Origin of the sequence: Nocardioides sp. (genome assembly GCF_035576065.1) — a bacterium.
Lineage (GTDB): Bacteria > Actinomycetota > Actinomycetes > Propionibacteriales > Nocardioidaceae > Nocardioides.
Window position 1 is genome coordinate 1 of record NZ_DATLWX010000023.1, and the last position, 26,676, is coordinate 26,676.

A 26,676-nucleotide genomic window follows, 5' to 3' on the forward strand; every position below is an offset into this window, starting at 1 on the left:
ATCGCAGCCACCCTCAACAAGCGCCCACGCCCTACCCTCGACCTACAGACACCAGCCCAAGCGCTGGCCGAGCTGCTCGCCAACCCGGCAGCGGCATGAACCGTTGCCTAGACCGATTGACCCTGCCCGGTCATGAAGTGCAGGAGTCCCCGGTTAACCGGGGACTCCACCAGCTAGCCGAGCCTCAGCGGCCCTGGTTGGCGACGGCCGCCGCAGCGGCGGCAGCGGCCTCGGGGTCGAGGTACTCACCGCCGGGAACGGTCGGCGTGAGCTGCTCGTCGAGGCGATAGACCAGCGGCATCCCGGTGGGGATGTTGAGCCCGGCGATATCGTCGTCGGAGACGCCGTCGAGGTGCTTGACCAGTGCGCGGAGGCTGTTGCCGTGGGCGGCGACCAGGACCGTCTGCCCCGACCTCAGGTCGGGAACGATCGACTCCTCCCAGTAGGGCAGGAACCGCGCGATGACGTCCTTGAGGCACTCGGTGCGGGGCAGGTCGGCGCCGAGGTCGGCGTACTGCGGGTCCCCGACCTGGGAGAACTCGTCATCGTCGGCCAGCGGCGGGGGCGGCGTGTCGAAGGACCGGCGCCAGAGCATGAACTGCTCCTCGCCGTACTCCTCGAGTGTCTGCTTCTTGTCCTTGCCCTGGAGTGCTCCGTAGTGACGCTCGTTGAGCCGCCACGAACGCTTGACCGGGATCCAGTGGCGGTCGGCCGCGTCGAGCGCCATGCACGCGGTGTTGATCGCGCGACGCTGGAGGGAGGTGTGTACGACGTCGGGGAGCACGCCCGCGGCGACCATGAGCTCGCCGCCGCGCACTGCCTCGGCGCGGCCCTTGTCCGTCAGGCCCACGTCGACCCAGCCGGTGAACAGGTTCTTGGCGTTCCAGTCGCTCTCGCCGTGGCGGAGCAGGACGAGGGTGTAGGTCACTGAGATCCCTTCGGAGGAATGTCGGCTGAAGATCAGTGCTCGGTCTCGGACTCTTCGCCTTCGTGGGACTCCTCGACCGGGGCCGGCCCGTCGAGGTCAGCGTAGTCGCCGCCGTTCTCCACGACCTCGATCTCCATCTCGACGGTCTCGCCGTTGTCGAAGCCGATCGCGATCTCCACGAAGTCGCCGGCCGCGAAGTCGCCCGCGACCTTGATGTCGGTGGCGGGATCAGCGAGGTTGACCAGCGTGCCGGGCAAGATGTTGACCGGCTCGAACTCGGCCGGGGTGGGGGCCTCGCTCGCGAGCACGGTGACCTCGGTCATCGAGGCCTCCTCGTCGAGGGAGTTGTTGGACAGTGACGCGACGAAGGTGCCTGAGCCAGCCTCCGTCGAGACGATCACCGCGCTGAGCACGTCGATCTCGCCGTCCTGGTTGTTGACCGCGGAGGTGATCGGGGCGTCGCGGTTGGTGGCGTAGTTGAAGCCGCACGACGACAGTCCGGCAGTGGAGAGTGCAACGGCGGCGGTGGTGAGCGCGAGGGAGCGTCGGAGCTGCATGGCGCACAGCCTAGCGTCGCCTCAGTCCAGTCCGAGCGCCCGTGCACTGATGAGAAGCGCCACACCGACGACACCCGTGAAGACGGCCGCGATCAGCAGCAGACGCGGCGCCCCGGTCTTGAGCGCGAGCCGTAACGGCAACGATCGCAGGCTGTCGATGTTGTCTGGGACCAGACCCGGCAGCGCGCGCAGCACGTGGACGCCCAGGCCAAGGAGAGCGGCCAGCACGGTCATCGTCACGGTGGGGGGAGTGTCGGAGGGCGTCCCGTTCCAGCCGCCGTAGGCGATGAAGGCCGGGTAGAGGCCGAAGCTCAGCACCCAGGGCAGGAACGAGAGGGCGCTGCCGCGCAGGAACCGGTTGCCGGTCAGCGCGATCAACAGCGCGACGAGGTAGGCACCCCCGGCCCTCGGGCCGGAGCTGAGGGAGAGGGGTACGACGAGCAGCAGCGCGCAGGTGAGGGTGAACCACGCCGTGCCGGGCTCGAGAAGTCCGTGCGCGATGGGCTTGCCGGGAAGGTCGTGCCGCTTGTCGCGGACGCGGTCGACCAGGTCGTTGTCCCACCCGAGGATGGCCTGCCCGACGAGCACGGTGACGAAGACGAGGGCGGCCTCGCGGGCCGGCCGACCGGCGACCGCCGCTGTTGTCGCGACGCCCAGCGCGGTGAGGACGGCCTGTTTGGGATGCGCTGCCTGGAGCAACAGGACCGGAAGCGTGTGGCCCAACCGGAACGGGCGACGGCCCGGCGGTCCGGCGTCGCCGGCCTGCGGCGGGGCAGCGGCGGATGGCCTCGTGGCTGCGGCCTGCGGTGAACGGGCCGACGCGTCCGCGGGCGTGCGGCTGCGCAGACGCTTGAGGGGCGACATGGCACGAAGTATGGCCACACCGGGGCCGTGCGCACAGGCTTTGGCGTCGGAGTCGCCTTGAAATCTGCGGACCGCCACAGGGGTGAGGCGCGAGGTGAAACCACATGACGGACGGTCTGTCAAGCCACGATGTGCGCTCTGACCTGCGCAAACGATGTCGGAGGCGCTCGGGGACCGTGTTAGACTGGTCACCTAGGAAGGGGTACGAGTACATGACTTTTACCGTTGGTGAAACGGTTGTTTACCCAAATCACGGGGCTGCTGTCATCGAGAACATCGAGATGCGGACCATCAAGGGGGAGGACCGGGAATACCTCGTCCTGCGGATCGTCGCACAGCAGGACCTGGTCGTTCGCGTCCCGGCCTGCAACCTTGATCTGGTCGGAGTTCGTGACGTCGTCGACAAGGCGGGTCTCGAGCGGGTCTTCGACGTCCTTCGTGCTGCGCACGTCGAGGAGCCGACCAACTGGTCGCGTCGCTACAAGGCGAACCTCGAGAAGCTGCACTCCGGTGATGTCATGAAGGTGGCCGAGGTCGTCCGCGACCTGTGGCGCCGCGAGCGCGACCGCGGGCTGTCGGCCGGCGAGAAGCGGATGCTGGCGAAGGCTCGCCAGATCCTGGTCTCAGAGCTCGCACTGGCCGAGCAGACCAACGAGGACAAGGCCGAGGCCATCCTCGACGAGGTGCTCGCGTCCTGACGCTCCACTGAGCTCCATCGACTCAACTGCACGTGCAACGAGGCCCCGGCTCCTGGCCGGGGCCTCGTTTGCTGTCCCCACGTCCTAGGCTCGTGCCCTGATGACCCAGACCTTCTTCGATGCGGCAGACGACGGTCCGGCGGCGCTGGGGATGGTGCTCGACGAGGGCCGGGGGTCCCTGCCCTACGCGCTCATCCACGGCGAGGCGCTGGTGGCGTGTGCGGCGTGGGCGCTCGGCGAGGCCGGAGTGACGGCGATCGACGCCGGCATCCCATGGGAATCGGTCCGCGGAGCGGGAGAGCCACTCGTCCTCCACGACTCGTTGTGCCCGATGACACCGGTCGACTTCATCGCCGCGTGCCTGCGTCGCGCGTTGGCCGAGGACGCCGTGGTGGTCGCCACCCATCCGGTCACCGACACGATCAAGCTCGTCGCGGACGGCCTCGTCGGCGACACCGTGGACCGCCAGGGGCTCGTCACGGTGGCCTCGCCCGTGGTGCTGCCCGCCTCAGTGGTGGCCGCGATGGCTGCCAAGCCGGGCACCGACCTCGTCGAGCTGGTCGCCGACCTCGCGCGGTCGCACCGCGTCGTGCTCGTCGAGGCGCCTGCTGCCGCGCGTCGGGTGTCGTCGACCGACGACCTGCTGGTGCTCGAGGGGCTCACGAGCGGCTGAGGAGCAGGCGCTCGGCCAGGCCGACGTCATCGGGGAAGGTGATCTTGATGTTCCCCGGCCTGCCGCGCACGGCGGCGATCGCCACGTCGGAGTGGTGAGCGAGGACGGCTGCGGTGTCGGTGCCCTCGAAGCCCGTCTCTGCGGCCGCGCGGTGCGCCGCCAGCAGCAGATCGGCACGGAACGCCTGCGGAGTTTGTACGCCGCAGAGCTCTCCGGCGACGGCGGTCAGGGAGGTCGTCAGGAGGTGGCGCGCGGGGGTCACCGGGATCGCGCCGTCGTGCTGGCGGGCGGCGGCCAGCGTCTCCTCGAAGAGCTCCGCTCCGGCCAGCGGACGGGCGCCGTCGTGGATCGCCACGAGGTCGAGCTCGCCCGCCTCGATCGCGGGTGCGAGGAACCGCAGGGCCGCCCATTCGGACTGGTGACGGCTGGCGCCACCGTCGACAAGGACGACCTCAGCGTCGCCCAGGTGGGGAGCGAGAGCCGTCTCCACGTCGACCCGGTCCGCCGGGCGGACCACGACGACCACTTGGCGCACGTCGGCGGCCGCCAGCGCATCACGCACCGACCACGCCAGGACGGGACGGTCGCCGAGCGGCAACAGCACCTTGTTGACGCCCGCACCGACGCGGGTGCCCGAACCGGCGGCAACAATGACGATGGCGGCGGGCATGCGGTGAATCGTAGGGGTGGATCGTCCGGGTCAGGTTCCCCGTGAGGTCGTGAGGACAAGTTGACTCACGGTTGAAACAAACGAGCGCGCAGGCGAAACGTCCGGTTCCTAGCGTCCCTCCCAAGATCCCGCCCGTGCTTGAGGAGACATCGTGACCGCGACCATCGAACCCGCCGCCACCAGACCCGCCACCGCCGTACCCCCGAAGGGTGGCGTCACCATCGACGACTGGCGTCCCGAGGACGAGATGTTCTGGGACACCGTGGGCAGGCCGGTGGCCCGGCGCAACCTGATCTGGTCGATCTTCTCCGAGCACCTCGGTTTCTCGGTCTGGCTCCTGTGGTCGGTCAGCGCCGCCCTGCTGCCCAAGGCCGGCTTCACGTTCACGGTGAGCCAGCTGTTCCTGCTCGTGGCGATCCCCAACCTGGTCGGCGCGCTGATCCGCCTGCCCTACACGTTTGCGGTGCCGAGGTTCGGCGGCCGCAACTGGACCGTCGTCAGCGCGCTGGCCCTGCTGGTGCCGACGCTGCTCTTCGCGTGGGCCGTGCAGCACCCCGAGACGCCGTACTGGGTGTTCTGCCTGATCGCCGCGACTGCGGGGCTCGGCGGCGGCAACTTCGCCAGCTCGATGGCCAACATCAACTTCTTCTACCCCACGAAGAAGAAGGGCACGGCTCTCGGCCTGAACGCGGCGGGTGGCAACCTCGGGGTCGCCGTCATCCAGTTCTTCCTGCCGATCGTCGTCGGTGGCGCCGGCGTCTTCGGCCTGGTGAAGGCCAGCGAGGCGGGCTTCCACCTCGAGCGCGCGGGCTACCTCTACGCCGTGCTGGCTGTGGTCGCCGCCACGTCCGCGTGGTTCTTCATGAACAACCTCTCGGGAGCGAAGTCGTCGCCGCGGGAGCAGCTGAAGGTCGTCAAGTACAAGCACACCTGGGTGATGTCGTTCCTGTACATCGGCACCTTCGGCTCGTTCATCGGCTACTCCGCCGCGATGCCGCTGCTGATCAAGCTCAACTTCTGGAACCAGCCCGTCCCGACCGTCCCCGGCATCGGCATCAACTTCGCCTACTACGCCTTCCTCGGCGCCCTCGTCGGGTCGATCGCTCGCCCGTACGGCGGCTGGCTCGCCGACAAGTACGGCGGCGCGCGGGTCACGCTCTGGACGTTCGTGGCGATGATCGCCGGCACCCTCGGCGTGATCTACACCCTGACGCTGCTCACCGCCGTGCCGAAGCCCCCGGCTGGTGCCCCGGCGCCCGACCCGGCGACCTTCGAGTACAGCGAGGCCGTGGTGACGGCCGTGAACTCCAACTCCGACATCTTCCCTTGGTTCCTCGCGGCCTTCCTGTTCGTCTTCGCCGCGACCGGGATCGGCAACGGCTCGACGTACCGGATGATCCCGCTGATCCTGGCCACCGAGGCGAAGAAGACCGCCGGGCCGGACGGCATCGACGCTGCCATGACGAAGGCGACCAAGGAGTCCAGCGCCGTCATCGGGATCGCCGGCGCCATCGGTGCCCTGGGCGGCTTCCTCATCCCGATGACCTTCGGCGCCCCCTGGGTCGAGGACCCGGTGTCGGCCGTCAAGGTGGCGTTCGGGGTGTTCACCGGCTTCTACGTGATCTGCCTGGCCACGACGTGGTTCGTCTACGTCCGCACGGTCAGCGTCGCGGGCCGGGCACCGAGCCTGGCCGGCGCGACGGTGCCACGGAACTACATCTGATGACCACCACGCACTGCCCCTACTGCTCGTTGCAGTGCGGCATGCGCGTCTCGAGACGGGGTCCGGGCGTCCCCGAAGTCAGCGAGTGGTCGGAGTTCCCCGTCAACCGCGGCGCGCTCTGCCGCAAGGGGTGGAGCGCAGCAGGGCTCTACGCCGGGCGGGAGCGGCTGACGACCCCGCTGGTGCGGGACCGGGCGACGGGCGAGCTCACGCCGGTCGACTGGGACGAAGCGCTCGACACGATCGCCGATCGCCTGCTCGCCCTGAAGGCCGAGCACGGCCCGGACACCGTCGGCGTCTTCGGCGGTGGCGGGCTGACCAACGAGAAGGCCTACCAGCTGGGCAAGTTCGCCCGAGTCGCGCTCGGGACCTCGCAGATCGACTACAACGGGCGGTGGTGCATGTCGTCTGCCGCGTCGGCCGGGATGCGCGCCTTCGGCGTCGACCGGGGACTGCCGTTCCCCCTGGCCGACATCGAGGACACCGACGTCGTGGTGCTCGTCGGCTCCAACCTGGCCGAGACCATGCCGCCCGCTGCCCGCCACCTCGACGCCCTCCGGGAGCGGGGTGGCCGCGTGGTGGTGATCGATCCGCGGCGTACGGCGACAGCTGAGCGTGCCGACGTGTTCGTGCAGCCCGTCCCCGGCGCCGACCTCGCCCTCGCGCTCGGCGTGCTCCACCTGCTGGTCGCCGGCGGGCACGTCGACGAGGCCTATGTCGCCGCTCGGACGTCGGGGTGGGCGGACGTCCGCGAGTCCGTCGGTGCGTGGTGGCCCGAGCGGGTGGAACGGGCGAGCGGCGTGCCGGCCTCCGAGCTCCGCTCGCTGGCCGCGCTGCTCGGCGAGGCGCGGCGGGTCATGGTCCTGACGGCTCGCGGCGCCGAACAGCACTCGACGGGATCCGACACGGTGCTGGCGTGGATCAACGTGGCACTGGCTCTGGGGATGTGCGGCACGCCCGCCGCCGGCTATGGCTGCCTCACCGGACAGGGCAACGGCCAGGGCGGCCGCGAGCACGGCCAGAAGGCCGACCAGCTGCCCGGCTACCGGATGATCGAGGACCGGGCCGACCGTGAGCACGTCGCAGGGGTGTGGGGCGTCGATCCGGACTCGTTGCCCGGCAAGGGCCGGTCGGCGTACGAGCTCCTCGACGCGCTGGGCACGCCCACCGGCCCCAGCGCCCTGCTGGTCTTCGGCTCCAACATCGTGGTCTCGGCACCCAACGCGACCCAGGTCACCGCCCGGCTCGAGGCGCTCGACCTGCTGGTGGTGGCCGACGTCGTGCTCTCGGAGACGGCGGCGCTCGCCGACGTCGTGCTGCCCGTGACGCAATGGGCCGAGGAGACGGGCACGATGACGAACCTCGAGGGGCGGGTGATCCTGCGTCAGCAGGCCGTCTCGCCCCCGTCGGGGGTGCTCTCGGACCTCGACGTCCTCTCCGGCCTCGCCAGCCGGCTCGGGTCGCCGGTCGCCTTCTCGACCGAGCCCGAGGAGATCTTCGCCGAGCTCGGCCGCGCCACCGCCGGGGCCAAGGCCGACTATGCAGGGATCAGCTATGACCGGATCCGCGCCGAGTCGGGGGTGTTCTGGCCGTGCCCGAGCCCGGACCACCCGGGGACGCCGCGGATGTTCCTCGACTCGTTCGGCCACCCCGACGGCCGCGCCCGTTTCCACGTCGTCGAGCACCGCGGCCCGGCCGAGGTGCCGGACGGTGACTACCCCGTCCATCTCACGACCGGGCGGGTGCTCGCGCAGTATCAGTCCGGCGCGCAGACCCGCCGCGTGCGCGACCTCCCGGACACCGGCCCGTTCGTCGAGCTGCACCCGATGCTGGCGGGCCGCATCGGGGCCGTCGACGGCGAGCGGGTCACCGTGGCGACCCGCCGCGGGTCGATGAGCGCCCCGGCCAGGGTGGTGACCACAATCCGGCCGGACACGATCTTCGTGCCCTTCCACTGGGTCGGCGCCAACCGGCTCACCAACGACGCGCTCGACCCCGCGTCGCGGATGCCGGAGTTCAAGGTGTGCGCAGCAGCGGTGACGGCGTGAGGCCCGAACGCCTCGTCGTCATCGGCGGCGGGATGGCGGCGGTCCGGCTGGTCGAGGAGCTGGTCGCCCGCTCCTACGCCGGCGACGTCACGGTGCTTGCTGACGAGGACCATGCGCCGTACAACCGGATCCTGCTCTCGGCCGTGCTCGAGGGCACCCACAGCGTCGGCGCGATCACCCTGCGATCGACGGACTGGTTCGCCGAGCGTGGGGTCGACCTCCGCCTCGGAGCGCGCGTGCTGGCCGTCGATCGTGATGCCGGTGACGTGATGCTCGTCGACGGGGAGCGCGTGGGGTTCGACCGGCTGGTGCTCGCGACGGGGTCCATCCCGACCCTGCCGCCGATCCGGGGGTTGGTGCGCTTCGACGGGTCGTTGCACCCGCGGGTGCACGCCTTCCGCTCGCTGGCCGACTGCCAGCGCCTCGACGCCGAGGTCGCACGGCTCGGCGCCGGCGCGCGGGCGGTCATCGTCGGTGGCGGCCTGCTCGGCCTCCAGGTCGCGCGGGCACTGGCGATGCGGGGGCTGAGCACCGAGATCGTCGAGGGCGCCGAGCACCTCCTCGCCTCCCAGCTGGGCGAGCCCGGCGGGCGCGTCCTGGCGCGCGACCTGCGCAGGCTCGGGACCGAGGTCTACACCGGCGCGCGTGCCGTCCGGATGACCGAGTCCGGGCTGCGTCTGGACAACGGCTACGAGCTCAGTGCCGACCTCGTCGTCCTCACCGCCGGCGGCCGGCCATCGACGGCCCTCGCCCGGCGCGCGGGGCTGATGGTCAGGCGCGGCCTCGTGGTCGACTCCGCCCTGCGGTCGGTGTCCGACGTTCGGGTCCACGGGCTCGGGGACTGCGTCGAGCACCGCGGCCGCACCACGGGGTTCGTGCCTCCCGCGTGGGAGCAGGCAGGCGTGCTCGCCGACGTCCTCACCGGTGGCTCCGCGCGCTACGACGGATCGCGCAGCGTCGCCCGACTGCGAGCCACCGACCTCGAGGTGGCCGTGCTGGGCGACCCGGAGCACGCTCCCGGCGAGGTGGTCGAGATGACGAACCCCATCGCGGGCTCACACCGGCGACTCGTGATCGACGGCGGCGTCATCGTGGCCGCCGCGCTCGTCGGGGACCTGTCGCGGGTCGGGTTGATCACCCAGCTCTACGACCGCGGAACAGTCCTCGGACCAGACGAACCCGGTCAGCTCCTCCTGGCCGAGGCCGCGGCGACTCCTGTGGTCCTGCCCGACGACGTGGAGGTCTGCGCCTGCGCCGGAGTCAGCGCGGGGGCGATCCGGGCGTGCGCGAGCCTCGAGTCGTGTCGCGAGTCGACGCGGGCGACCACCGGCTGCGGTGGGTGTGAGGGCGCTGTACGCCGCCTGCTCGCGGACGCTGCGTCCGTCCCGGTCGCCGCGGGCTAGGCGGGGCCGGTCGGGGCTGCCCTCCGGGTGGGGTGCGGGCGGCGGAGGGTGTCCGGCAGCAGCTGCGCGCCCTGACCCCGCGCGCCGACCACGTCACCGGGGTTGGAGAAGGCACAGCTGCGCAGGCTCAGGCAACCGCACCCGATGCACGAGTCGAGCCCCTGCTTGAGCCGCTCGAGCGCCGCGATCTGCTCGTCGAGCCGTCGAGCCCAGTGCTTCGAGATCCGGTGCCAGTCGGCCTTGTTGGGAGTGCGGTTGTCGGGGAGGCGGCCGAGCTCCGAGCGGATCTCCTCGATGCTCAGCCCGACGTTGGAGGCGGCCCGGATGAAACCGAGCCGCCGCAGCACGTTGCGCTCGAAGCGTCGTTGCCCGGTGGAGGAGCGGTGGGCCTCGATCAGTCCCTCGGACTCGTAGTAGCGGATCGCTGACGCCGCGAAGCCGCTGCGGCTGGTCACCTCGCCCATCGACATCAGGTCACGGGGATCCATCGGGGAGTCTCCTTGCGCTCAAGTTCACTTTAACTTCAACCATGGTGCCATGGACAACAAGGACAGGACCAGGGTGGCTCTAGTCACCGGAGGTACGGCGGGTCTCGGACTCGCCCTGACACGCGCACTCGCAGCGGACGGCTGGCACGTCGTCACCGACGGCCGCGACGATCGGCGCATCAAGGAGGCGGACTTCCCGGGAGGCGTCACCGCCATCGCTGGCGACGTGACGGAAACCGACCATCGGGCCGCCCTCGTGGCCGCGGTGGCGTCGGAGGGGCGGCTCGACCTGCTGGTGCACAACGCCAGCACTCTTGGGCCGCTGCCGATGCGACCGCTGGCTGCAGCGTCGATCGCCGACCTCCAGCAGGTGTGGCGCACCAACATCGGTGCTCCGCTCGTGCTGACCGGTGAGCTGCTCCCGTGGCTGAGCCGCGCGGACGGGGTGCTCCTCTCGCTCAGCTCCGACGCGGCGGTCCAGCACTACGAGACCTGGGGCTTGTACGGCGCCAGCAAGGCCGCCCTCGACCACGTGACCCTCACCTATGGAGCCGAGTCCGGCGTGACGGCCTACGCGGTGGACCCGGGCGACATGCGCACCGAAATGCACCAGGACGCCTTCCCGGGCGAGGACATCTCGGACCGGCCGCTGCCCGAGACGGTCGTGCCGCAACTGCTCCGGCTGTTGGAGAAACGTCCCGCCTCCGGTCGCTACCGCGCCGACGAGTTCGGAGAGGGGCTCTGATGGTGCTGCTCACCGAGACCCCCGGTGTGAGGTTCACGGCGTCCACCTTTGCGCCGCAGCCGGCCGAGGAGCGTGGTCTTGCCCGCGACGAGGTGCGGCTGCTGGTCGGGACCCCCGACGGCATCGACCACGCCCGCTTCCGTGACCTGCCCGATCACCTGGGCGCGGGGGACGTGCTGGTGGTCAACACCTCGGCCACGGTGGCCGGCGAAGTCGACGCGGACCTGCACGGCACCGATGTGGTGCTGCACGTCGCCGCGGCCCTCGACGACGGCGACCGTGTCGTCGAGCTGCGCTCGGCACCCGACGCCGCCCGCGCCGTCCTCGACGCCCAGCCCGGCGACGTGGTCCGGGCCGGGGGCATACGCCTGACCCTGGCAGCGCCGTGGCCGACCGGACAGCCCTCGTCGCCGACCGGCAACGGCAACCGGCTGTGGCGGGCCCGGGTGCGCGGCGACCTCGAGCAGCTGCTGGGCGACCGCGGCCGCCCGATCGCCTACGGCTACCTCGACCGCCGCTACCCCCTCGCGGCCTACCAGACGGTCTTCGGGGCACGCCCCGGCAGCGCCGAGATGGCGTCGGCAGGTCGGCCCTTCACCGAAGCGCTGGTCACGCGACTGGTCGCATCAGGGGTGGTCTTCGCGCCCCTCACGCTGCACACCGGACTGTCGTCGCAGGAGGCCGGCGAGGCGCCGGGGCCGGAGTGGTTCGAGGTGCCGGCATCGACCGCCCGGACGGTCAACTCCGCGCGGGCAGCGGGCGGGCGCGTGGTCGCCGTGGGCACCACAGCCACCAGGGCGATCGAGTCGGCGGTGCGCTACGGCGTCGTCGTCCCCGCGAGCGGATGGACCTCGCGGGTCATCACCCCCGCCGACCCGCCTCGGGTCGTGGACGGGCTGATCACCGGTTGGCACGATCCCCACGCCTCGCACCTGCTGCTCGTGGAGGCCGTGGCAGGACGCCGGCTCACGCAGGCGGCGTACGACGCAGCCGTCGCCCACGACTACCTGTGGCACGAGTTCGGCGACTCGGCGCTCCTGCTGCGGTGAATCAGCCCCGGCGGACCCGGGGACCGTACGGCCCGGTGTAGACCGCGGTGTCGACTCCTGGCTCTGCCCAGATGTCAGTGCTCCACGCCTCACCCGCCGATCGGCCCGTCTGCACCCCGACGCGGATCCACCGCGGGTCGCCCAGGCACCCGCGGGGAAGGACCACCGAGACCACGTCGAGGGACGGCGACAGGTCCGCCTCGAGTCCTCGGCACGGGTCGACCAGGCTCATGACGGTGTAGTAGCCGCACTCGTCCGGGGCCGACGGTTCACCGGGGCGCAAGACCGAGATCCGGGCGGCTGCCCCAGTGCGCCGACGATCCAGCGAGATGGAGAACTCATGCTTGTCGGTCTTGACGTCGAATTCGAGGCTCTGCTGACCGCCGCCCGTGAAGTCCCGGAAGCCCGCACTCAGCTCGACGGTGTCGCGGCGGTGGCGTACCGCCAGCGACACCAGGTCCGCGGTGTGGTTCGCGGGATCGGCCCCCTCGGTGAAGGTGCCGCAGGGTGGGGGCTCCGGGCTCGAGGTGTACGTCATGACGTCACCCGCCGGATCGGATCCGCGCCAGTTCTCGGCTGAGGCGGGCGCGGCGCCCAGGCCCATGACCGCGGACGAGGCGGCCAGGGCGATGACGGTACGGGTGAGCGAGGTCCTCACGTGGGTCCTTCCGTGGCGGGGCATGGGGAGGATCCTCGCAGCCGGAGCAGCAGCCGCATGACCTGTGAGGGGAGTGCGTGAGGGTTTTCCTCCCCGAAACATGAGGAAACACCGGGCACAACATCGGTTTCCTACCGTCGGGGTATGACGCACCTGCGAGCCACCCTCGTCGTCGTCGGCCACGGGATGGTCGCCCACCGCTTCGTCCAGGCGGCGATCGAGCGCGGACTCACCGAGACCCACGACATCGTGGTCCTCGGGGAGGAACGCCGGCCGGCCTATGACCGGGTGGCGCTGACCAGCTTCTTCGCCGCCGACAGCGCCGCCGAGCTGTCGCTGCTGCCCGAGGGGACGTATCCCGACCCGCGGGTCAGGCTCGTGCTCGACGCGGCCGTCACCGGGATCGACCGGCCCGACCGGGTCGTCACCTACGTCTCGCCGGCGCCGGGCACCTTCACTGACACCGACCCGCTCTCGGAGCCGATGACGGGGCCCGGGGAGGTGCACACCCTCGGCTACGACGTGCTCGTGCTGGCCACCGGTGCCGCGCCGTTCGTGCCGCCCGTGGCGGGACGCGACAAGGACGGGTGCTTCGTCTACCGCACGATCGAGGACCTCGAGGCGATCCGCACCGCCAGTCAGGCTGCAACCAGCGGCATCGTCATCGGCGGGGGGCTCCTGGGTCTCGAGGCGGCCAACGCCCTGGTGCAGCTCGGGCTCGACACCCACGTGGTCGAGATGGCGCCGCGCCTGATGCCGGTCCAGCTCGACCCGGCCGCCGGCGCCACCCTGGTCCGACACGTCGAGAAGCTGGGCGTCAGCGTGCACGCCGGTGTGCTCACCGAGGCCATCACCGGCGCGGACTCGGTCACCGGCCTGCGGCTGCGTCCAGCCGGCACCGAGGAGGGTCACGAGACGGAGACCATCGAGGCCCAGGTGGTGGTCTTCTCCGCCGGGATCCGTCCCCGCGACGTCCTTGCTCGTGAGTGCGGTCTCGACGTGGCACCGCGAGGCGGCATCCTGGTCGACGAGCAGTGCCGCACCTCCGACAAGCACGTCTTTGCGATCGGCGAGTGTGCGGCGCCCGGCGGCACGATGTACGGCCTGGTCGCACCCGGCTACGCGATGGCAGAGGTCGTCGTCGACTCGCTCCTCGACGGGCCGGGCACCTTCGACGGCGCCGACATGTCCACCAAGCTCAAGCTCCTCGGGGTCGATGTCGCCAGCTTCGGCGACGCCTTCGCAACGACTGAAGGCTCCCTCGAGCTCGTCTTCTCCGACGCGGTGGCCGGCGTCTACAAGAAGCTCGTGGTCTCCGAACCAGACACCGCGGACGGCTCATGTCGTCTCTTGGGCGGGATCCTCGTCGGGGACGCGTCGGCGTACGGCGTGCTGCGACCGCTCGTCGCCAGCGGCATCGCGCTCCCCGCCAACCCGGAGGAGCTGATCCTCCCCGCCGGCCGCGGCGGCGTGCAGCTCGGCCTGCCCGACGATGCGCAGGTCTGCTCGTGCAACGACGTCTCGAAGGCCGACATCCTCATCGCCGTCCGGGACAAGGGCTGCGAGGACGTCAAGAGCGTCAAGGCGTGCACGCGTGCGGGGAGCACCTGCGGCAGCTGCGTCAACGTGGTCAAGAACATCATCGAGGAGCACTTCGCGAGCGTCGGCAAGGTGGTGGACAAGGGACTGTGCGAGCACTTCCGCCTGAGCCGCCAGGAGCTCCTCGACGTCGTCGCCGTGCACGGCTACAAGCGCTTCGACGACATCGTGGAGGCGCACGGCACCGGCCGCGGCTGCGACGTCTGCAAGCCGGCGATCGCGAGCATCCTGGCCAGCCAGTTCAACGGGCACGTCCTCGACCGCGACAACCGTCAGCTCCAGGACACCAACGACGCCTACCTCGCCAACATCCAGCGCAACGGCACCTACTCGGTCGTGCCGAGGATCCCCGGCGGGGAGATCACCCCCGACAAGCTGATCGTCATCGGCGAGGTGGCGCGCGACTTCAACCTCTACACCAAGATCACCGGAGGCCAGCGCATCGACCTGTTCGGTGCCCGGATGGAGGAGCTGCCGGCGATCTGGCGGCGACTGGTGGACGCCGGCTTCGAGTCCGGCCATGCGTACGGCAAGTCGCTGCGGACCGTGAAGTCGTGCGTCGGGTCGACGTGGTGCCGCTTCGGTGTGCAGGACAGCGTCGGCCTCGCGATCACGTTGGAGCAGCGCTATCGCGGGCTGCGCAGCCCCCACAAGCTCAAGGGCGGCGTGAGCGGGTGCGCCCGTGAGTGCGCCGAGGCCAGGGGGAAGGACTTCGGCGTCATCGCGACGGAGAAGGGCTGGAACCTCTACGTCGGCGGCAACGGCGGCGCCGTACCTGCCCATGCGCGCCTGCTCGCCGGCGATCTCGACACCGAGACCCTCGTGTCCTACCTCGACCGGTTCCTCATGTACTACATCCGCACCGCGGACCGGCTCCAGCGGACCGCAGGATGGATCGACCAGCTCGACGGCGGGCTCGACCGCGTCCGCGAGGTGGTCGTGGACGATGCCCTGGGCCTCGGCGCCGAGCTCGAGGCCGAGATGGACCGGCACGTGGGCAGCTACTTCGATGAGTGGAAGGCGACTCTGGAGGACCCCGAGAAGCTCGGACGATTCGTCTCCTTCGTCAATGCCCCCGACACCCCGGACCCGTCGATCTCCTTCACCCAGGAGCGCGGGCAGATCCGGCCAGCAGACGCGGACGGGCCGCTGGTGCTGGCGACCACGATCCCCGTCGGGGCTCCGGCCGGCACGGGCGGCACTCGATGACGCGCGCCGACCGGACGTGGGAGAAGGTGTGCCCCGTGGACGAGCTCGAGATGGAGCGCGGTGTCGCGGCGCTCGTGCACGGTCAGGCGGTCGCGATCTTCCGGACCCACGACGGCCAGATCTATGCCGTGGGCAACCACGACCCGTTCGCCAAGGCCTCCGTGCTGGCGCGCGGGATCGTCGGCACCCGGGAGGGCGTCCCGTTCGTGGCCAGCCCGATGCACAAGCACGCCTTCGACCTGCGCACCGGACGGTGCCTCGACGACGAGCACACCAGCGTCCCCGCCTACGACGTGCTGGTCGAGGACGGGATCGTGCACGTCGGCGCACGCCGCGAGGTGGCATGAGCGTCGGCACGAGCTCTGGGGCGCCACTCGGTGGCTATCGGATCGGGGTGACGGCCGCCCGCAAGGTGGAGGAGCAGATCACCCTGCTCGAACGGCGTGGTGCGAAGGTCGACTGGGCCCCGGCGCTCTCCAGCGACCCCAACCAGGTGGATGACGCACAGCTGCGGGCGGCGACCATGCGCGTCCTGGCCGAGCCGATCGACATCTTCGTCGCAACGACTGGGATCGGAATGAAGGCGTGGTTCGAGGCGGCCCGCACCTGGGGGCTCCATGACGAGCTGGTCAGCGCCATCGGCGCCTCGGAGGTGTTGGCGCGCGGTCCCAAGAGCGTGGGGGCGCTGCGGCGCAACGGGCTGCGCGAGCTGTGGGCGCCCGACTCCGAGTGCTTCGAGGACGTCCTCGTGCACCTGCGCGGACGTGACCTCGCCGGGCTGCGCATCGTCGTCCAAGAGCACGGCCAGTCGCTGTCGATGGTGGCCCACGCACTGCAGCGCCAAGGGGCCCGCGTCGACGTGGTGACGGTCTATCGAGTGGCGAGCGCGGAGGACCCCGAGCCGATGTTCTCGATGGTCGAGCTGATCGCCGAACGCGAGCTGGACGCGGTCACCTTCACGTCTGCGCCCGCGGTCGCGTCCTTGATGGAGGCGGCCGGCGTGACCGGGCGTCGGGACGAGGTCGTCGCCGCGTTCCAGGCCGACGTGGTTGCCACCTGCGTGGGGCCGGTGACGGCCGCTGCCTTCGAGCTGTGGGGCGTGCCGACGATCATGCCCGAGCGGTCGCGGCTGGCCGCGATGATCAAGCTCCTCGAGACCGAGCTGCCGTCACGTCGGGAGGGTCTCTCGACCGAGGTCGCCGGCCACGTGCTGCTCCTGCACAGCGACCGCGTCCTGCTTGACGGGGTGGAGGTCCGGCTCTCGCCGGCTCCGCTGGCCGTCCTGCAGGCACTGCTGGTCAACCCTGGTCACGTCGTCGCACGTCGCGAGCTGCTCGCGACCCTGCCCAGCGGGACGGCCGGCTCCGAGCACGCGGTCGAGATGGCCGTGGCCCGGTTGCGTGCGGCCCTCGGCACCAAGGTCGTGCAGACCGTGGTCAAGCGCGGCTACCGCCTGGCGGTCGCGAGCTAGCTGCTGCGGTCGACCGGCACCACGAGCGCGGTCGCGATCGCTGCGACGCCCTCCCCGCGGCCGGTCAGCCCGAGGCCGTCGGTCGTGGTGGCGCTGACCGAGACCGGCGCGCCGACGGCCGCGGAGAGCGTCTGCTCCGCCTCGCTACGCCGCGGGCCCAGCCGTGGGGCGTTGCCGATGACCTGGATGGCGATGTTGCCGATCTCGAAACCCGCCGCCCGGACCCGGGTCGCGGACTCGGCCAGCAGGCTCACCCCGGAAGCCCCGGCCCATGCGGGCTCGGAGGTGCCGAAGTGGACGCCCAGGTCGCCGATCCCTGCCGCCGAGAACAGCGCGTCGCACGCCGCGTGGGCAGCGACGTCCGCGTCCGAGTGACCCTCGAGTCCCCGCGATTCGTCGGGCCAGGTGAGCCCGGCGAGGTGCAGCGGGACGCCCTCGACCAGCCGGTGGACGTCGGTGCCGATGCCGATGCGCGGGAGACTCACGGGACGCATCATGCCCGATCAGACACAATGGCCGGGTGAAGGAGAACAAGGGTCGCTGGATAGCGGCCGGAGTCGTCGCGATGGTCGTCGGACTGGCGACCAGCTATGCCACGGCGATGGTCCTGACGATCCGCGAGTCCCCGGTCGTCGCGGTGGCCGAGCTGATCATCCAGATCACTCCGGGGGCGATCGCCGAGCGGCTGATCCGCCTCGTCGGCCAGCTCGACAAGCCGCTCCTCATCCTGGGCATCCTGTTGTTCCTGCTGGCCATGGGCGCCGCTGCCGGCGTCCTCTCCAGGAGAAGCACCGTCAAGCCGCTGCTCATCTGGCTGGTGCTCGCCGCGCTGGGCAGCGGTGCCGTGCTCCTGCAGCCCGGCGCCAACGTGGTGGACGTGCTGCCCGTGCTGGTCGGCTTCGTGACCTGGGTGGCCGTGCTCCCGGCCCTCACCAAGCCGCTCCTCGCTGAGCGGCACCACCCGGAGCTCGCCTCACGCGAGCGGCGGGTCTTCCTGATGGTGGCCGGGGCGCTCGGCGTCGCCGCGATCGGGATCGCCGGCGCCGGTCGGGTGCTCGGCCGCGGTCGTCGCCACGTGGCCGAGAGCCGGCGACTGCTGCGCCTCGACGGGGTGACCCGGCCGATGGCTCCGGCCAACACCTCCATCGGGTTGCCCGGTCTCTTCCCGTGGCAGACCCCGAACGATGACTTCTACCTGATCCACACCGCGATCGCCGTACCCACCATCGAGCCCAAGGACTGGACGCTGCGCATCCACGGCCTCGTCGACCGAGAGCTCACGCTCACCTACAACGACCTGGTCGAGCGCGAGCTGACGGAGTCGTGGATCACCCTCAACTGTGTCAGCAACGAGGTCGGCGGCGACCTTGTCGGCAACGCCTGGTGGAGCGGCATCCGGATCGCCGACATCCTGGCCGAGGTCGGCCTGGATCCCTCGGCCGACTGCATCCTCCAGACGTCGGAGGACGGGTGGAACTGCGCCACCCCGCTGTCCGCCCTGACCGACGACCGTGACGCCATGCTGGCCGTGGCGATGAACGGCAAGCCCCTGCCGATCGAGCACGGCTTCCCTGTCCGCACGATCGTGCCGGGTCTCTACGGCTACGTCTCGGCGACCAAGTGGGTGGTGGACTACGAGGTCACCCGGTTCAGCGGCGTCTCCGCGTTCTGGACCGACAGGGGCTGGTCGGAGGAGGGGCCGGTGAAGATCGCCTCGCGCATCGACGTCCCACGCTCCGGTGCGGACGTGAGCGCCGGCGAGGTCAACGTCGGCGGACTGGCGTGGGCCCAGCACACCGGGATCGCCTCGGTCGAGGTCGCGGTCGACGGGGGAGAGTGGCAGCCGGCCGAGCTCGCGCAGACGCCGAGCATCGACACCTGGGTCCAGTGGGCGCTGACCGTCCAGCTGGAGCCCGGGGACCATGAGCTGCGGGTGCGGGCCACCGACAAGGACGGGCTCGAGCAGACGGGCGTACGCCGCGACGTGCTGCCGGACGGCGCCACCGGCTGGCACACCATCCAGGTCAGCGCCGACGACTGAACCTCAGCGGTTGATGACGTAGACGATCCCGCCGGTGGCGTTGAGCCAGAGGTCCTCGAGCTCGTCACGGTCATACACGCGGCGGACGGCGCCGTTGCTGGCCCCTGCTGGGTCGTTGACGACGACGTCCCCGTCGGCCTCGAAGCCGACGATCACGAGCAGGTGGCCGTTGCTGGACGTGATGGGCGCACCCGTGAGCTGGTTTCGACCGAAGGCGACCGACGCGACCAGGGGGACGCCGGCGGCGATGAAGCTCTCCGCGGCCCGCAGGTCCTGGAGCCGGGTGACGTAGGAGTCGCCGGCGGTCAGGGTGCTGGCGTAGGCGGTGTTGAACGCCCAGTTGCCGGTGCCGTCGTAGGAGTGGTCGTAGACGAGCCGAGCCGTGTGGTCGACCTGCGGATCGGCGTGCCCGGTCGTGATGTCGGTGAACGGGCCCGGCTGCAGGCCGTAGTAGGCCAGCACCATCGCGATCGAGGTCGGCGAGCACCAGGCTTCACCGCCGCCGCCCCACTGCGGGGAGTGACCCGTGTGCGTCATCTGGGAGTAGGTCGGCACGTCGAGGACGGTCCCGACGGTCGGGCCAGGGGTCGAGGTGGGAGCGGCGCCCCGGGGGACGAGCGCGCTCGACATGGCGCCGACGCGGTCGAGCCGCACGACTGGTCGGGTTGCGGCGTTGCGGTAGAGGCTCACCCGCACCTGCCACTGGGTGAGGGGCGTCGCGGCCTGCCAGGTGTCGACACTGACCCGCGCGAGGTCGTCGCTCTGGCTGCCGAGGGAGCGGCGCGGAAGCGCCGGGTTGTCGAGGGTCCACTCGGCCATCGAGTCCCAGCTCGACAGGGTCCCGTCGGGCGCCTGCCCGCGGACCTGCACCTTGACCACCGAGTCCCCCTCGGTGACGGCCTCCCAGCTCGGGATCAGCTGGGTCAGCGCGAAGCCGGGAGAGGACCAGGGAGACGTCCAGGTGCCGACCTGGTAGTCCCGGCCGCCCAGTCGTCCGGGGCGAGGCGACTTGGGGACGAGGGAGCCGGCCTTGACGCGGAGGCCCTGGAGCTCGCCCGACCGCCACTGCGCGCCGGTCGACCAGGACGCGTTCGCGATGCTCGAGGCTGCCCGTCGGGCCGGGGGGTCGGCGGCGGCAGCCGGACCGACAGCAGTCAGGGGCGTCGCCAACAGGGCGATGACAGCGGCGCCGGCCGAGGCGCGGGCGCGGGCAGTTCGAGGAGACACCGAAGGACGGTACCCCGATCCGGTCCCATGTGTCCCACGAGTCACAGATGCCCGGGCTCGGCGCCGCAAATCGGGGATGGGCCCCCGCGCCTCTAGACTCCTCTGATGGCACAGCAGCCTCAGAGTCGGCTCAGACTCCACGACACCGCGACGCGCGAGATCCGCGACTTCGTTCCCCTCCAGGAGGGGAAGGTCGGCATCTACGTCTGCGGGCTCACGGTGCAGTCGGAGCCGCACGTCGGGCACGTGCGCTCGGCCGTCAACTTCGACGTGCTGCGCCGGTGGCTGACGGTCAGCGGCTACGACGTCCACTTCATCCGCAACGTCACCGACATCGACGACAAGATCCTCGCCAAGGCCGAGGAGCAGGGTCGGCCCTGGTACAACCTGGCCTACGCGATGCATGCCGAGCTCACCACCGCGCTGGCCTCGATCAACGTGCTGCCACCGACCTACGAGCCCGGTGCGACCGGCACGGTCCCCGAGATGCTGGAGCTCATCGGCACCCTCATCGCCCGCGGCCACGCCTACGTCGCCGAGGACGGCTCCGGCGACGTCTACTTCGACGTCCGCTCGTGGCCGGCCTACGGCGAGCTGACCCGGCAGGGCCTCGACGACATGGAGCCCGCCACCGATGCAGATCCGCGGGGCAAGCGTGACCCCCGGGACTTCGCGCTGTGGAAGGGCTACAAGACGTCCGAGCCCGAGTCGGCCGCCTGGCCCTCGCCCTGGGGTCCGGGTCGTCCCGGCTGGCACATCGAGTGCTCCGCCATGGCGTCGAAGTACCTCGGCCCCGCCTTCGACATCCACGGCGGCGGCGTCGACCTGCGCTTCCCGCACCACGAGAACGAGCAGGCCCAGTCGCGCGCGGCAGGCATGCCGTTCGCGTCCTACTGGCTGCACAACGCCTGGATCACCACTGCCGGCGAGAAGATGAGCAAGTCGCTCGGCAACTCGCTCCTCGTGCCGTCGGTGCTCGAGCGCGTCCGCGGCATCGAGCTGCGCTTCTACATGGTCAGCGCGCACTACCGCTCGCACGTCGAGTTCAGCTTCGAGGCGCTCGAGGAGGCGGCCGTCGGTTTCCGGCGGATCGAGAACTTCCTGGAGCGCGCGGCCACCGTGCTGGGCGAGTCGATCGGCACCACCGGGATGTGGTGCACGGAGTTCGTCGAGGCCATGGACGACGACCTCGGGACGCCGGCGGCCGTCGCGGCAATTCACGACGTCGTCCGTGAGGGCAACAAGCTGCTGGCCGAGGGACCGAGCAACGCGCTGCGCGGCAACGCCGCTTCGGTGCGCGCGATGCTCGCCGTGCTCGGGCTCGACCCGGCCGACCCCGCCTGGGCGACCACGAGCGGCGCCGGCGACGAGAAGCTGCGCGACGCAGTCGACGTACTCATCACCGCACTGCTCGAGGAGCGCGCGACCGCGCGCGCCGAGAAGGACTGGGCCCGGGCGGACGACATCCGCGACCGCATCACCGCGGCCGGCATCGAGATCGAAGACACGCCCTCCGGGCCGAAGTGGAGCATTTAATGCCAGGCAACTCCCAGCGCAAGGGCGCCATCAAGAAGAGCGGCAAGGGCGCGACCGTCGGCTCGGGCGGACGCGTCCGCCGAGGACTCGAGGGCAAGGGCCCGACGCCCGCGGCCAAGGACCGGCCCTATCACAAGGCTCACAAGGACGCGAAGCGCGCTGAGCGCAGCGACTCCGGCAACCGCAACGAGTCCGGCCGCCCCAAGCGGCGCTCGGCGAAGTCGACCGAGGCCGAGTGGGTTGCTGGTCGCAACTCCGTCGTCGAGGTGCTGACAGCCGGCATCCCGGTGACCGGCGTCTATGTCGCCGAGGGCGCCGAACGCGACGGCCGACTCCGCGACGCCTTCAAGATGGCAGCCGAGAACGGCTACCCGCTCCTCGAGGTCACCCGCTCCGAGCTGGACCGGATGACCGGCGGCGCCGTGCACCAGGGTCTCGCAGCCCGGTTGCCGTCCTACGAGTACGCCCACGCCGACGACCTCCTGGGCCGCGCCGCCGACGCCGGGGAGAAGGCGCTGATCGTCGCCCTCGACTCCGTCACCGACCCGCGCAACCTCGGTGCGGTCGTCCGGTCGGCCTCCGGCTTCGGCGCCCACGGCGTGGTCATCCCGGAGCGTCGCGCCGCCGGCATGACGGCAGCGGCCTGGAAGTCCAGCGCCGGTGCAGCTGCTCGCATCCCGATCGCCCAGACGGTCAACCTCGTCCGCCAGCTCAAGGCTTACCAGTCCGCCGGCTGCATGGTCGTCGGCCTGGCCGCCGACGGCGAGATCTCGCTGCCTGAGCTGACGGCGCCGGGAGGACTCGCCACGGGCCCGTTGGTCGTCGTGGTCGGCTCCGAGGGCAAGGGCCTGGGCCGGTTGGTGGCGGAGACCTGCGACCAGCTCGTCTCGATCCCGATGCACAACCAGCTGGAGTCGCTCAATGCGGGAGTCGCCGCGTCGGTGACGCTCTATGCGGTCGCTCAGGCGCGGAGCTGACGGCCGGCGGGTCCTGACCGGACTCGTCCTCACTGCGGTCTGCGTAGGAGTCGCCGTCGCGTCAGGCTCGGCGTTCTTCCTCAACGACAGCCGTACGGTCGTCGTGGCGAGCCATGACGCGGTCGTCAGCCCCACCTTTGACGGGTACGTCGCACTGCGGACGGGCCCGTTGCTGCCCGACTTCCGGCTGACCAGCGAGGCCCCGATCGGGGTGGACGTGCTGCTGGGCAAGACCGAGACCGACTCCATCGAGGAGCTGTTCGCCCGCTACGCGTTCATCGCCAGCGACCCCGACTCGCAGGTGGCCAAGGTCGAGGACGCGGTGCGCGACATGGCCGTCTCGGCCGCCCTGCGCGGTGTCGGGCTCGGTCTGGTGCCGTTGGCGGTGTGGTGGCTGCTCGGTCCGCACCGGCGAGGTGAGCTCTTCCGTGGGGTGCGGACCAGGAAGGGAGCCGCCGGCGGCATCCTCCTGCTGGCCGTGCCGCTCGTCCTGTGGCAGCCCTGGAACGCCGACGAGGACACCCAGGAGGCCCAGCGGGAGTGGGAGCCGCTCGAGACGTTCATGGTGGGGTTTCCTCTTCCGCCTGAGGCCGCCGGCATCGAGATCCGGACCAGCCCCACGACGACGCAGACGCGACGCCTGATCCAGAGCGCCGTCGACACCTACGAGAAGAGCAAGGACTTCTACGACGAGGCCGCCGCCGCAGCCGCGGACCTCGTCCTGCGTGAGCCCAGCGAGGACGAGACGGTCGCCATCGTCGTCAGCGATCGCCACGACAACATCGGCATGGACCGGGTGGCTCGGGCGATCGGGGACCGGGCGGGCGCGACCGTGGTGCTCGATGCCGGCGACGACACCTCGACCGGCCAGCCCTGGGAGGCGTTCAGCCTCGACTCCCTCGACCGGTCCTTCCGCGACCTCGACCGCTTCGCCGTGGCGGGCAACCACGACAACGGCAGCTTCGTCGGCCGCTATCTCGACGACCTCGGCTGGACGATGCTGGACGGCTCCCGGGTCGAGGCGCCCTGGGGAGGCGGGCTGATGGGGGTCGACGACCCGCGATCGAGCGGGCTCGGCAACTGGCGCGACGAGACCGGCCTGAGCTTCAGCGAGGTCGGCGACCGGCTCGCCGACGCCGCCTGCGACGGGGACCGGATCTCCACCCTGCTGGTGCACGACGCCAACCTCGGGGACGAGGCCCTCGCCCGCGGCTGCGTCGACCTCGTCATCGGTGGCCACACCCACGTCCAGGACGGTCCGGATGCGGTCGCCGGGAGCAACGAGCAGACCGGCTACACGTTCACCAACGGCACCACCGGGGGCGCCGCCTACGCGATCGCGGTCGGCAGCAAGCCGCGCCGCGACGCCGACGTCACGCTGGTCACCTACGCGGACGGCCGCCCCGCCGGGACGCAGTGGGTGCGCCTGCGCACCGACGGGGTCTTCGTGACCGGGCCGTATGCCGAACTCGCACTCGACCCGAGCGAGTGAGTCAGAAGTAGTCGCGGACGTGCACCTGCCGGCCGCCGAAGAGGCTGTCCCACACGCGGTCGCCGTCCTCCGCGCCGCTGAGCAGGCCCGCCATGCGGAGGTCGGCGCAGGAGGCGGCCCCGGCATACAGCAGAGCCAGGCCGCGCGGGGCGAAGGTCGGACCACCGGCAGGCCCCGCTACGCAGGTCGAGACGCCGTCGTCGACGCTCAGCGACCAGTCCCCGTTCATCGTGTCGAGCAGATCGCCCCGCACGCTGAAGGGGAGTCCGTCGAGCACGGCTCCCGGCCAGGCGAGCCGCAGCCCGGTGAAGGCGCCAGCGACGTCGTGGACGCGCAGCATGTAGGGCTCGCTCTCCACGACCTGCCAGCCGGCGAAGGGCAGCGCGAGCCTGGCCGAGTCGCGGCCGGAGGTGGACAGGTGGACGCGGCCGGTGACGGAGGCGAACGTCCCGATCATGCGCCACAGCGCTCGGGTGGCGTCCCCGGTGAGGGCGATCATGTCTTCGACCTCGAGCGTCGAGGTGTCGCTGTAGCCCGAGCCGCGGTTCCACGAGGCGTAGCCGACGATGTCGTCGCCCGCCAGCGCCAGGGTCACGCCGGTGAAGGAGTCGACGAACTCGTCCGCGTCGGCCGGGAACGAGGCCCCGGCGCGCGTCAGCGGCCCGTTCTGCGCCGAGGCCCAGGTCTCGTACACGCGGCGTACGGCGTCGAAGTCGTCGGCCGTCGCCCGCCGGGTGGTCGTTGACTCCGCCGGCTTGATCGCCATCAGACGGGACGTGGCGACCTCGACGGTGTCGTAGGAGGTGACCAGCTCGAAGCCGTAGCGACGGTAGATGCCGGGCGCGGTCGCGAACAGGGTGGAGATGGCCTCGCCGCGATCGCGCAGGCCCTCGTCGAGGACCGCGGCCATCAGGTCGTCGAGCAGGCCCGCACCGCGGTGCTCGGCGGAGACCGCAACGCCGGCGATCCCGTTGGTGGGGACCTGGGTGCCGTGGAACCAGGAGTCGTATTCGCGGCGGACGATCTTGGCGACGAGCCGGTCACCGTCGAAGCTGCCCCACGTGTGCCGCCCGGGGGATGGGTGGTCGGCCGGGTCGGGCGGCGTGTAGCCGGCAGGGAACTGGCCGAACGCTTCCTGGCCCAGGGTCAGCATCTGCGGCAGGTCGTCCGCCACGAGCCGCCGGGGTCGAGTTGTCATGGGTGCACCCTAGGCACAGCTACTCCAGGCACATGTCCAGCTCGAGCCGGCTCGCCGACGTGGGTTTCTACAAGTCGCGGGCCGATTGCCGGTGGACACCCCGTCACCGGAACATTCGTTCGGACGGGCCATACGGCCAGCACAGCGACTTTCGGACCGCTGACCCGCCCCGGTCCGGCTGAGGGTTCGTCCTGCGGGACCGATGGAATAAGGGGTGGGCGCGTCGTTCCCCTGCGCGAATTTGGCCGGGCAGGATGTCGATGTGGCCAACAGTGAATTGTCGATCGACGGGGACGTGGTGCGCAAGAGGTACCTGAGGACCGATCGCGGCCAGCCGGAGCGTGAGTGGGCAGCGTTGGTGTTGCTTCAGGAGCAAGCATCCATGATTGCGCCGAGTCCGATCGCGCGGGAGACCGAGCCTCCGGCGACGGTGATGTCCCGGGTTATGGGTGCGCCTCTCGACGACGTGCTGACCCCGCGGCAGACCTCGGAAATGGTCAGGGCTTATCGATCCCTTTATGCCGTGCCTGTGCCACCCGAGCTGCCACTACGGTACGCACATCCCGCCGCCTTCATCGCCGACAGCGTCGGTTGGCTCGCTGAGACGAGCCAAGATGAACACCCCGACGTCGTACGGCACGCCCTCCACTCTGCAGCCACGTGGTACGACGACGCTCCGACGGGGATCGACGAGATCCGGGACCGCGTGTTAGCGCAGGGGGACGGCAACGTGGCGAACATGCTGTGGGACGGCCAACGGGTGTGGCTGGTCGATTTCGAGTACGCCGGGGTGGGCGACCTTGCCTTCGAGGTTGCCGACTTGGTCGAACACGCATCTTCCCGACTTCGCGGCTTGCTAGATCCCGAGACAGTGATCGCAGGCTTCGACCTGACCGAGGCGCAGCTGGCGCGGGTGGACGCGTACCGAATCGTGCTAGCTGGGTTTTGGTTACTCATGCTGCTTCCTGGCAGCCCAGGCCACGACATCAATCCGTCGGGCAGTGCAGAGCTGCAGGCAAGACATCTGCTTTCACGCCTCGCTAGGCGAATCGGCGATGGAGAAAGCTGAGCCGTGCCAAAAAGTCTTCCGCAGGGCCGAATTCACCGAGCGGTCCCGCACTGGTCACACTCCGCGTGACGATCTGTTGCGGTGACGAATCCACGGTCTCCGAGCCGCTGCTTCTCTAGCTGACGTGGGAAGCCGCGCAACATTGTCGAGCCCGCGAAGGACCCCTTGGCTAAAGGACCTTGATCCGGACAAGGCATCTTCGTAGTCGGCGTCGACCGACCTGTGCGAGCAACGCATCACAGCCTCGGCCGGACACCAGTGACGAGGTGGAACGCGAGCACTGCGCCGTCTTCGCGTATGACGCAAAGGCGCTCGGGGTGAGGGGTGGCGACATCGCAGCGGAAGTCGGTTCG

Annotated in this window: 24 protein-coding genes; 15 read left to right on the plus strand and 9 right to left on the minus strand. The window is 70.6% G+C overall.

All coding sequences use genetic code 11. The features are described 5' to 3' along the window. Positions 1–184 precede the first annotated feature (184 nt). From VNJ48_RS11735 to VNJ48_RS11745, 3 genes are read right to left on the minus strand one after another with little or no spacing between them, the layout of a single operon-like run. Positions 185–928 (minus strand): phosphoglyceromutase, encoded by a 744-nt coding sequence (locus VNJ48_RS11735; protein WP_325602267.1) that lies wholly within the window; start codon positions 926–928, stop codon positions 185–187. A 32-nt stretch (positions 929–960) separates the two neighbouring features. Then, a complete protein-coding gene (locus VNJ48_RS11740) occupies positions 961–1,485 on the minus strand; it encodes a hypothetical protein (protein ID WP_325602268.1) in 525 nt (174 codons plus the stop codon). 21 nt (positions 1,486–1,506) lie between these two features. Continuing rightward, positions 1,507–2,349 carry a UbiA family prenyltransferase gene (locus VNJ48_RS11745; protein ID WP_325602269.1) on the minus strand — a complete coding sequence of 281 codons (843 nt, stop codon included), beginning with the start codon at positions 2,347–2,349 and terminating at the stop codon, positions 1,507–1,509. Between the two features lie 212 nt (positions 2,350–2,561). Between VNJ48_RS11745 and VNJ48_RS11750 the strand changes: the two genes are divergently transcribed. Continuing rightward, positions 2,562–3,047 (plus strand): CarD family transcriptional regulator, encoded by a 486-nt coding sequence (locus VNJ48_RS11750; protein ID WP_297734007.1) that lies wholly within the window; start codon positions 2,562–2,564, stop codon positions 3,045–3,047. A 100-nt stretch (positions 3,048–3,147) separates the two neighbouring features. Further along, positions 3,148–3,720, plus strand: coding sequence for a 2-C-methyl-D-erythritol 4-phosphate cytidylyltransferase (locus VNJ48_RS11755; protein ID WP_325602273.1), 573 nt, complete (start codon positions 3,148–3,150; stop codon positions 3,718–3,720). Here VNJ48_RS11755 and VNJ48_RS11760 read toward each other — a convergent pair. Then, positions 3,707–4,390: an IspD/TarI family cytidylyltransferase gene (locus VNJ48_RS11760; RefSeq protein WP_325602276.1), complete on the minus strand. Its 684-nt coding sequence runs from the start codon at positions 4,388–4,390 to the stop codon at positions 3,707–3,709. The two genes, VNJ48_RS11755 and VNJ48_RS11760, sit on opposite strands and share 14 nt — an antisense overlap. A gap of 151 nt (positions 4,391–4,541) precedes the next feature. On the opposite strand from VNJ48_RS11760, the gene VNJ48_RS11765 reads away from it, so the two are divergent. The 3 genes from VNJ48_RS11765 to VNJ48_RS11775 are packed head-to-tail and all read left to right on the plus strand — an operon-like array spanning position 4,542 to position 9,564. Further along, complete coding sequence (locus VNJ48_RS11765) at positions 4,542–6,113, plus strand: nitrate/nitrite transporter (RefSeq protein WP_325602278.1); 1,572 nt, start codon at positions 4,542–4,544, stop codon at positions 6,111–6,113. Then, positions 6,113–8,161, plus strand: a complete 2,049-nt coding sequence (locus tag VNJ48_RS11770) for a molybdopterin oxidoreductase family protein (protein ID WP_325602280.1) — start codon at positions 6,113–6,115, stop codon at positions 8,159–8,161. The genes VNJ48_RS11765 and VNJ48_RS11770 overlap by 1 nt, the downstream gene beginning before the upstream one ends. Continuing rightward, the gene (locus tag VNJ48_RS11775) at positions 8,158–9,564 is read left to right on the plus strand and encodes an FAD-dependent oxidoreductase (protein WP_325602282.1); all 1,407 of its coding nucleotides are present in this window, start codon (positions 8,158–8,160) and stop codon (positions 9,562–9,564) included. The genes VNJ48_RS11770 and VNJ48_RS11775 overlap by 4 nt, the downstream gene beginning before the upstream one ends. Here VNJ48_RS11775 and soxR read toward each other — a convergent pair. After that, a complete protein-coding gene (gene soxR / locus VNJ48_RS11780; RefSeq protein WP_325602284.1) occupies positions 9,561–10,052 on the minus strand; it encodes a redox-sensitive transcriptional activator SoxR in 492 nt (163 codons plus the stop codon). The genes VNJ48_RS11775 and soxR overlap by 4 nt on opposite strands. Before the next feature lie 49 nt (positions 10,053–10,101). Between soxR and VNJ48_RS11785 the strand changes: the two genes are divergently transcribed. Further along, positions 10,102–10,797 carry an SDR family oxidoreductase gene (locus VNJ48_RS11785; protein WP_325602286.1) on the plus strand — a complete coding sequence of 232 codons (696 nt, stop codon included), beginning with the start codon at positions 10,102–10,104 and terminating at the stop codon, positions 10,795–10,797. After that, the gene (locus VNJ48_RS11790; RefSeq protein WP_325602288.1) at positions 10,797–11,846 is read left to right on the plus strand and encodes an S-adenosylmethionine:tRNA ribosyltransferase-isomerase; all 1,050 of its coding nucleotides are present in this window, start codon (positions 10,797–10,799) and stop codon (positions 11,844–11,846) included. Before VNJ48_RS11785 ends, VNJ48_RS11790 begins: the two co-directional genes overlap by 1 nt. Before the next feature lies 1 nt (position 11,847). Here the strand turns inward: VNJ48_RS11790 and VNJ48_RS11795 are convergent, their stop codons facing one another. Continuing rightward, on the minus strand, positions 11,848–12,504 hold the full coding sequence (locus tag VNJ48_RS11795) for a hypothetical protein (protein ID WP_325602290.1): 657 nt from the start codon (positions 12,502–12,504) through the stop codon (positions 11,848–11,850). Between the two features lie 144 nt (positions 12,505–12,648). Between VNJ48_RS11795 and nirB the strand changes: the two genes are divergently transcribed. Genes nirB through VNJ48_RS11810 form a run of 3 tightly spaced genes read left to right on the plus strand, consistent with a single transcriptional unit; the run spans position 12,649 to position 16,783 of the window. Further along, positions 12,649–15,312, plus strand: a complete 2,664-nt coding sequence (gene nirB / locus VNJ48_RS11800) for a nitrite reductase large subunit NirB (protein ID WP_325602291.1) — start codon at positions 12,649–12,651, stop codon at positions 15,310–15,312. After that, a complete protein-coding gene (gene nirD, locus VNJ48_RS11805; RefSeq protein ID WP_325602293.1) occupies positions 15,309–15,659 on the plus strand; it encodes a nitrite reductase small subunit NirD in 351 nt (116 codons plus the stop codon). Before nirB ends, nirD begins: the two co-directional genes overlap by 4 nt. Continuing rightward, the gene (locus tag VNJ48_RS11810; RefSeq protein WP_325602295.1) at positions 15,656–16,783 is read left to right on the plus strand and encodes a uroporphyrinogen-III synthase; all 1,128 of its coding nucleotides are present in this window, start codon (positions 15,656–15,658) and stop codon (positions 16,781–16,783) included. The genes nirD and VNJ48_RS11810 overlap by 4 nt, the downstream gene beginning before the upstream one ends. Here VNJ48_RS11810 and ispF read toward each other — a convergent pair. Continuing rightward, positions 16,780–17,277: a 2-C-methyl-D-erythritol 2,4-cyclodiphosphate synthase gene (ispF, locus tag VNJ48_RS11815; protein WP_325602311.1), complete on the minus strand. Its 498-nt coding sequence runs from the start codon at positions 17,275–17,277 to the stop codon at positions 16,780–16,782. The genes VNJ48_RS11810 and ispF overlap by 4 nt on opposite strands. Before the next feature lie 26 nt (positions 17,278–17,303). Between ispF and VNJ48_RS11820 the strand changes: the two genes are divergently transcribed. Further along, positions 17,304–18,824 (plus strand): molybdopterin-dependent oxidoreductase, encoded by a 1,521-nt coding sequence (locus VNJ48_RS11820; protein WP_325602297.1) that lies wholly within the window; start codon positions 17,304–17,306, stop codon positions 18,822–18,824. 3 nt (positions 18,825–18,827) lie between these two features. Here VNJ48_RS11820 and VNJ48_RS11825 read toward each other — a convergent pair whose 3' ends face one another. Continuing rightward, complete coding sequence (locus tag VNJ48_RS11825) at positions 18,828–20,051, minus strand: peptidase C39 family protein (protein ID WP_325602299.1); 1,224 nt, start codon at positions 20,049–20,051, stop codon at positions 18,828–18,830. Positions 20,052–20,156: 105 nt separating this feature from the next. Between VNJ48_RS11825 and cysS the strand changes: the two genes are divergently transcribed. The 3 genes from cysS to VNJ48_RS11840 are packed head-to-tail and all read left to right on the plus strand — an operon-like array spanning position 20,157 to position 24,056. After that, positions 20,157–21,587, plus strand: a complete 1,431-nt coding sequence (gene cysS, locus VNJ48_RS11830) for a cysteine--tRNA ligase (RefSeq protein ID WP_325602301.1) — start codon at positions 20,157–20,159, stop codon at positions 21,585–21,587. Further along, complete coding sequence (gene rlmB, locus VNJ48_RS11835; protein WP_325602303.1) at positions 21,587–22,564, plus strand: 23S rRNA (guanosine(2251)-2'-O)-methyltransferase RlmB; 978 nt, start codon at positions 21,587–21,589, stop codon at positions 22,562–22,564. The genes cysS and rlmB overlap by 1 nt, the downstream gene beginning before the upstream one ends. Next, positions 22,539–24,056, plus strand: a complete 1,518-nt coding sequence (locus VNJ48_RS11840; protein ID WP_325602305.1) for a metallophosphoesterase — start codon at positions 22,539–22,541, stop codon at positions 24,054–24,056. Before rlmB ends, VNJ48_RS11840 begins: the two co-directional genes overlap by 26 nt. Before the next feature lies 1 nt (position 24,057). On the opposite strand, the gene VNJ48_RS11845 is transcribed toward VNJ48_RS11840, so the two are convergent. Continuing rightward, the gene (locus tag VNJ48_RS11845; RefSeq protein WP_325602307.1) at positions 24,058–25,254 is read right to left on the minus strand and encodes a GNAT family N-acetyltransferase; all 1,197 of its coding nucleotides are present in this window, start codon (positions 25,252–25,254) and stop codon (positions 24,058–24,060) included. 214 nt (positions 25,255–25,468) lie between these two features. Between VNJ48_RS11845 and VNJ48_RS11850 the strand changes: the two genes are divergently transcribed. Further along, positions 25,469–26,323 (plus strand): aminoglycoside phosphotransferase family protein, encoded by an 855-nt coding sequence (locus tag VNJ48_RS11850; protein ID WP_325602309.1) that lies wholly within the window; start codon positions 25,469–25,471, stop codon positions 26,321–26,323. Positions 26,324–26,676 lie beyond the last annotated feature (353 nt).

Coding starts and splice junctions, on each gene's coding strand:
- nirB (WP_325602291.1), top strand. CDS start 12,649: ATGACGCACCTGCGAGCCACCCTCGTCGTCGTCGGCCACGGGATGGTC.
- nirD (WP_325602293.1), top strand. CDS start 15,309: ATGACGCGCGCCGACCGGACGTGGGAGAAGGTGTGCCCCGTGGACGAG.
- VNJ48_RS11750 (WP_297734007.1), top strand. CDS start 2,562: ATGACTTTTACCGTTGGTGAAACGGTTGTTTACCCAAATCACGGGGCT.
- VNJ48_RS11845 (WP_325602307.1), bottom strand. CDS start 25,254: ATGACAACTCGACCCCGGCGGCTCGTGGCGGACGACCTGCCGCAGATG.
- VNJ48_RS11770 (WP_325602280.1), top strand. CDS start 6,113: ATGACCACCACGCACTGCCCCTACTGCTCGTTGCAGTGCGGCATGCGC.
- VNJ48_RS11740 (WP_325602268.1), bottom strand. CDS start 1,485: ATGCAGCTCCGACGCTCCCTCGCGCTCACCACCGCCGCCGTTGCACTC.
- cysS (WP_325602301.1), top strand. CDS start 20,157: ATGGCACAGCAGCCTCAGAGTCGGCTCAGACTCCACGACACCGCGACG.
- VNJ48_RS11810 (WP_325602295.1), top strand. CDS start 15,656: ATGAGCGTCGGCACGAGCTCTGGGGCGCCACTCGGTGGCTATCGGATC.
- soxR (WP_325602284.1), bottom strand. CDS start 10,052: ATGGATCCCCGTGACCTGATGTCGATGGGCGAGGTGACCAGCCGCAGC.
- VNJ48_RS11755 (WP_325602273.1), top strand. CDS start 3,148: ATGACCCAGACCTTCTTCGATGCGGCAGACGACGGTCCGGCGGCGCTG.
- VNJ48_RS11840 (WP_325602305.1), top strand. CDS start 22,539: ATGCGGTCGCTCAGGCGCGGAGCTGACGGCCGGCGGGTCCTGACCGGA.
- VNJ48_RS11745 (WP_325602269.1), bottom strand. CDS start 2,349: ATGTCGCCCCTCAAGCGTCTGCGCAGCCGCACGCCCGCGGACGCGTCG.
- VNJ48_RS11785 (WP_325602286.1), top strand. CDS start 10,102: ATGGACAACAAGGACAGGACCAGGGTGGCTCTAGTCACCGGAGGTACG.
- VNJ48_RS11790 (WP_325602288.1), top strand. CDS start 10,797: ATGGTGCTGCTCACCGAGACCCCCGGTGTGAGGTTCACGGCGTCCACC.
- rlmB (WP_325602303.1), top strand. CDS start 21,587: ATGCCAGGCAACTCCCAGCGCAAGGGCGCCATCAAGAAGAGCGGCAAG.
- ispF (WP_325602311.1), bottom strand. CDS start 17,277: ATGCGTCCCGTGAGTCTCCCGCGCATCGGCATCGGCACCGACGTCCAC.
- VNJ48_RS11760 (WP_325602276.1), bottom strand. CDS start 4,390: ATGCCCGCCGCCATCGTCATTGTTGCCGCCGGTTCGGGCACCCGCGTC.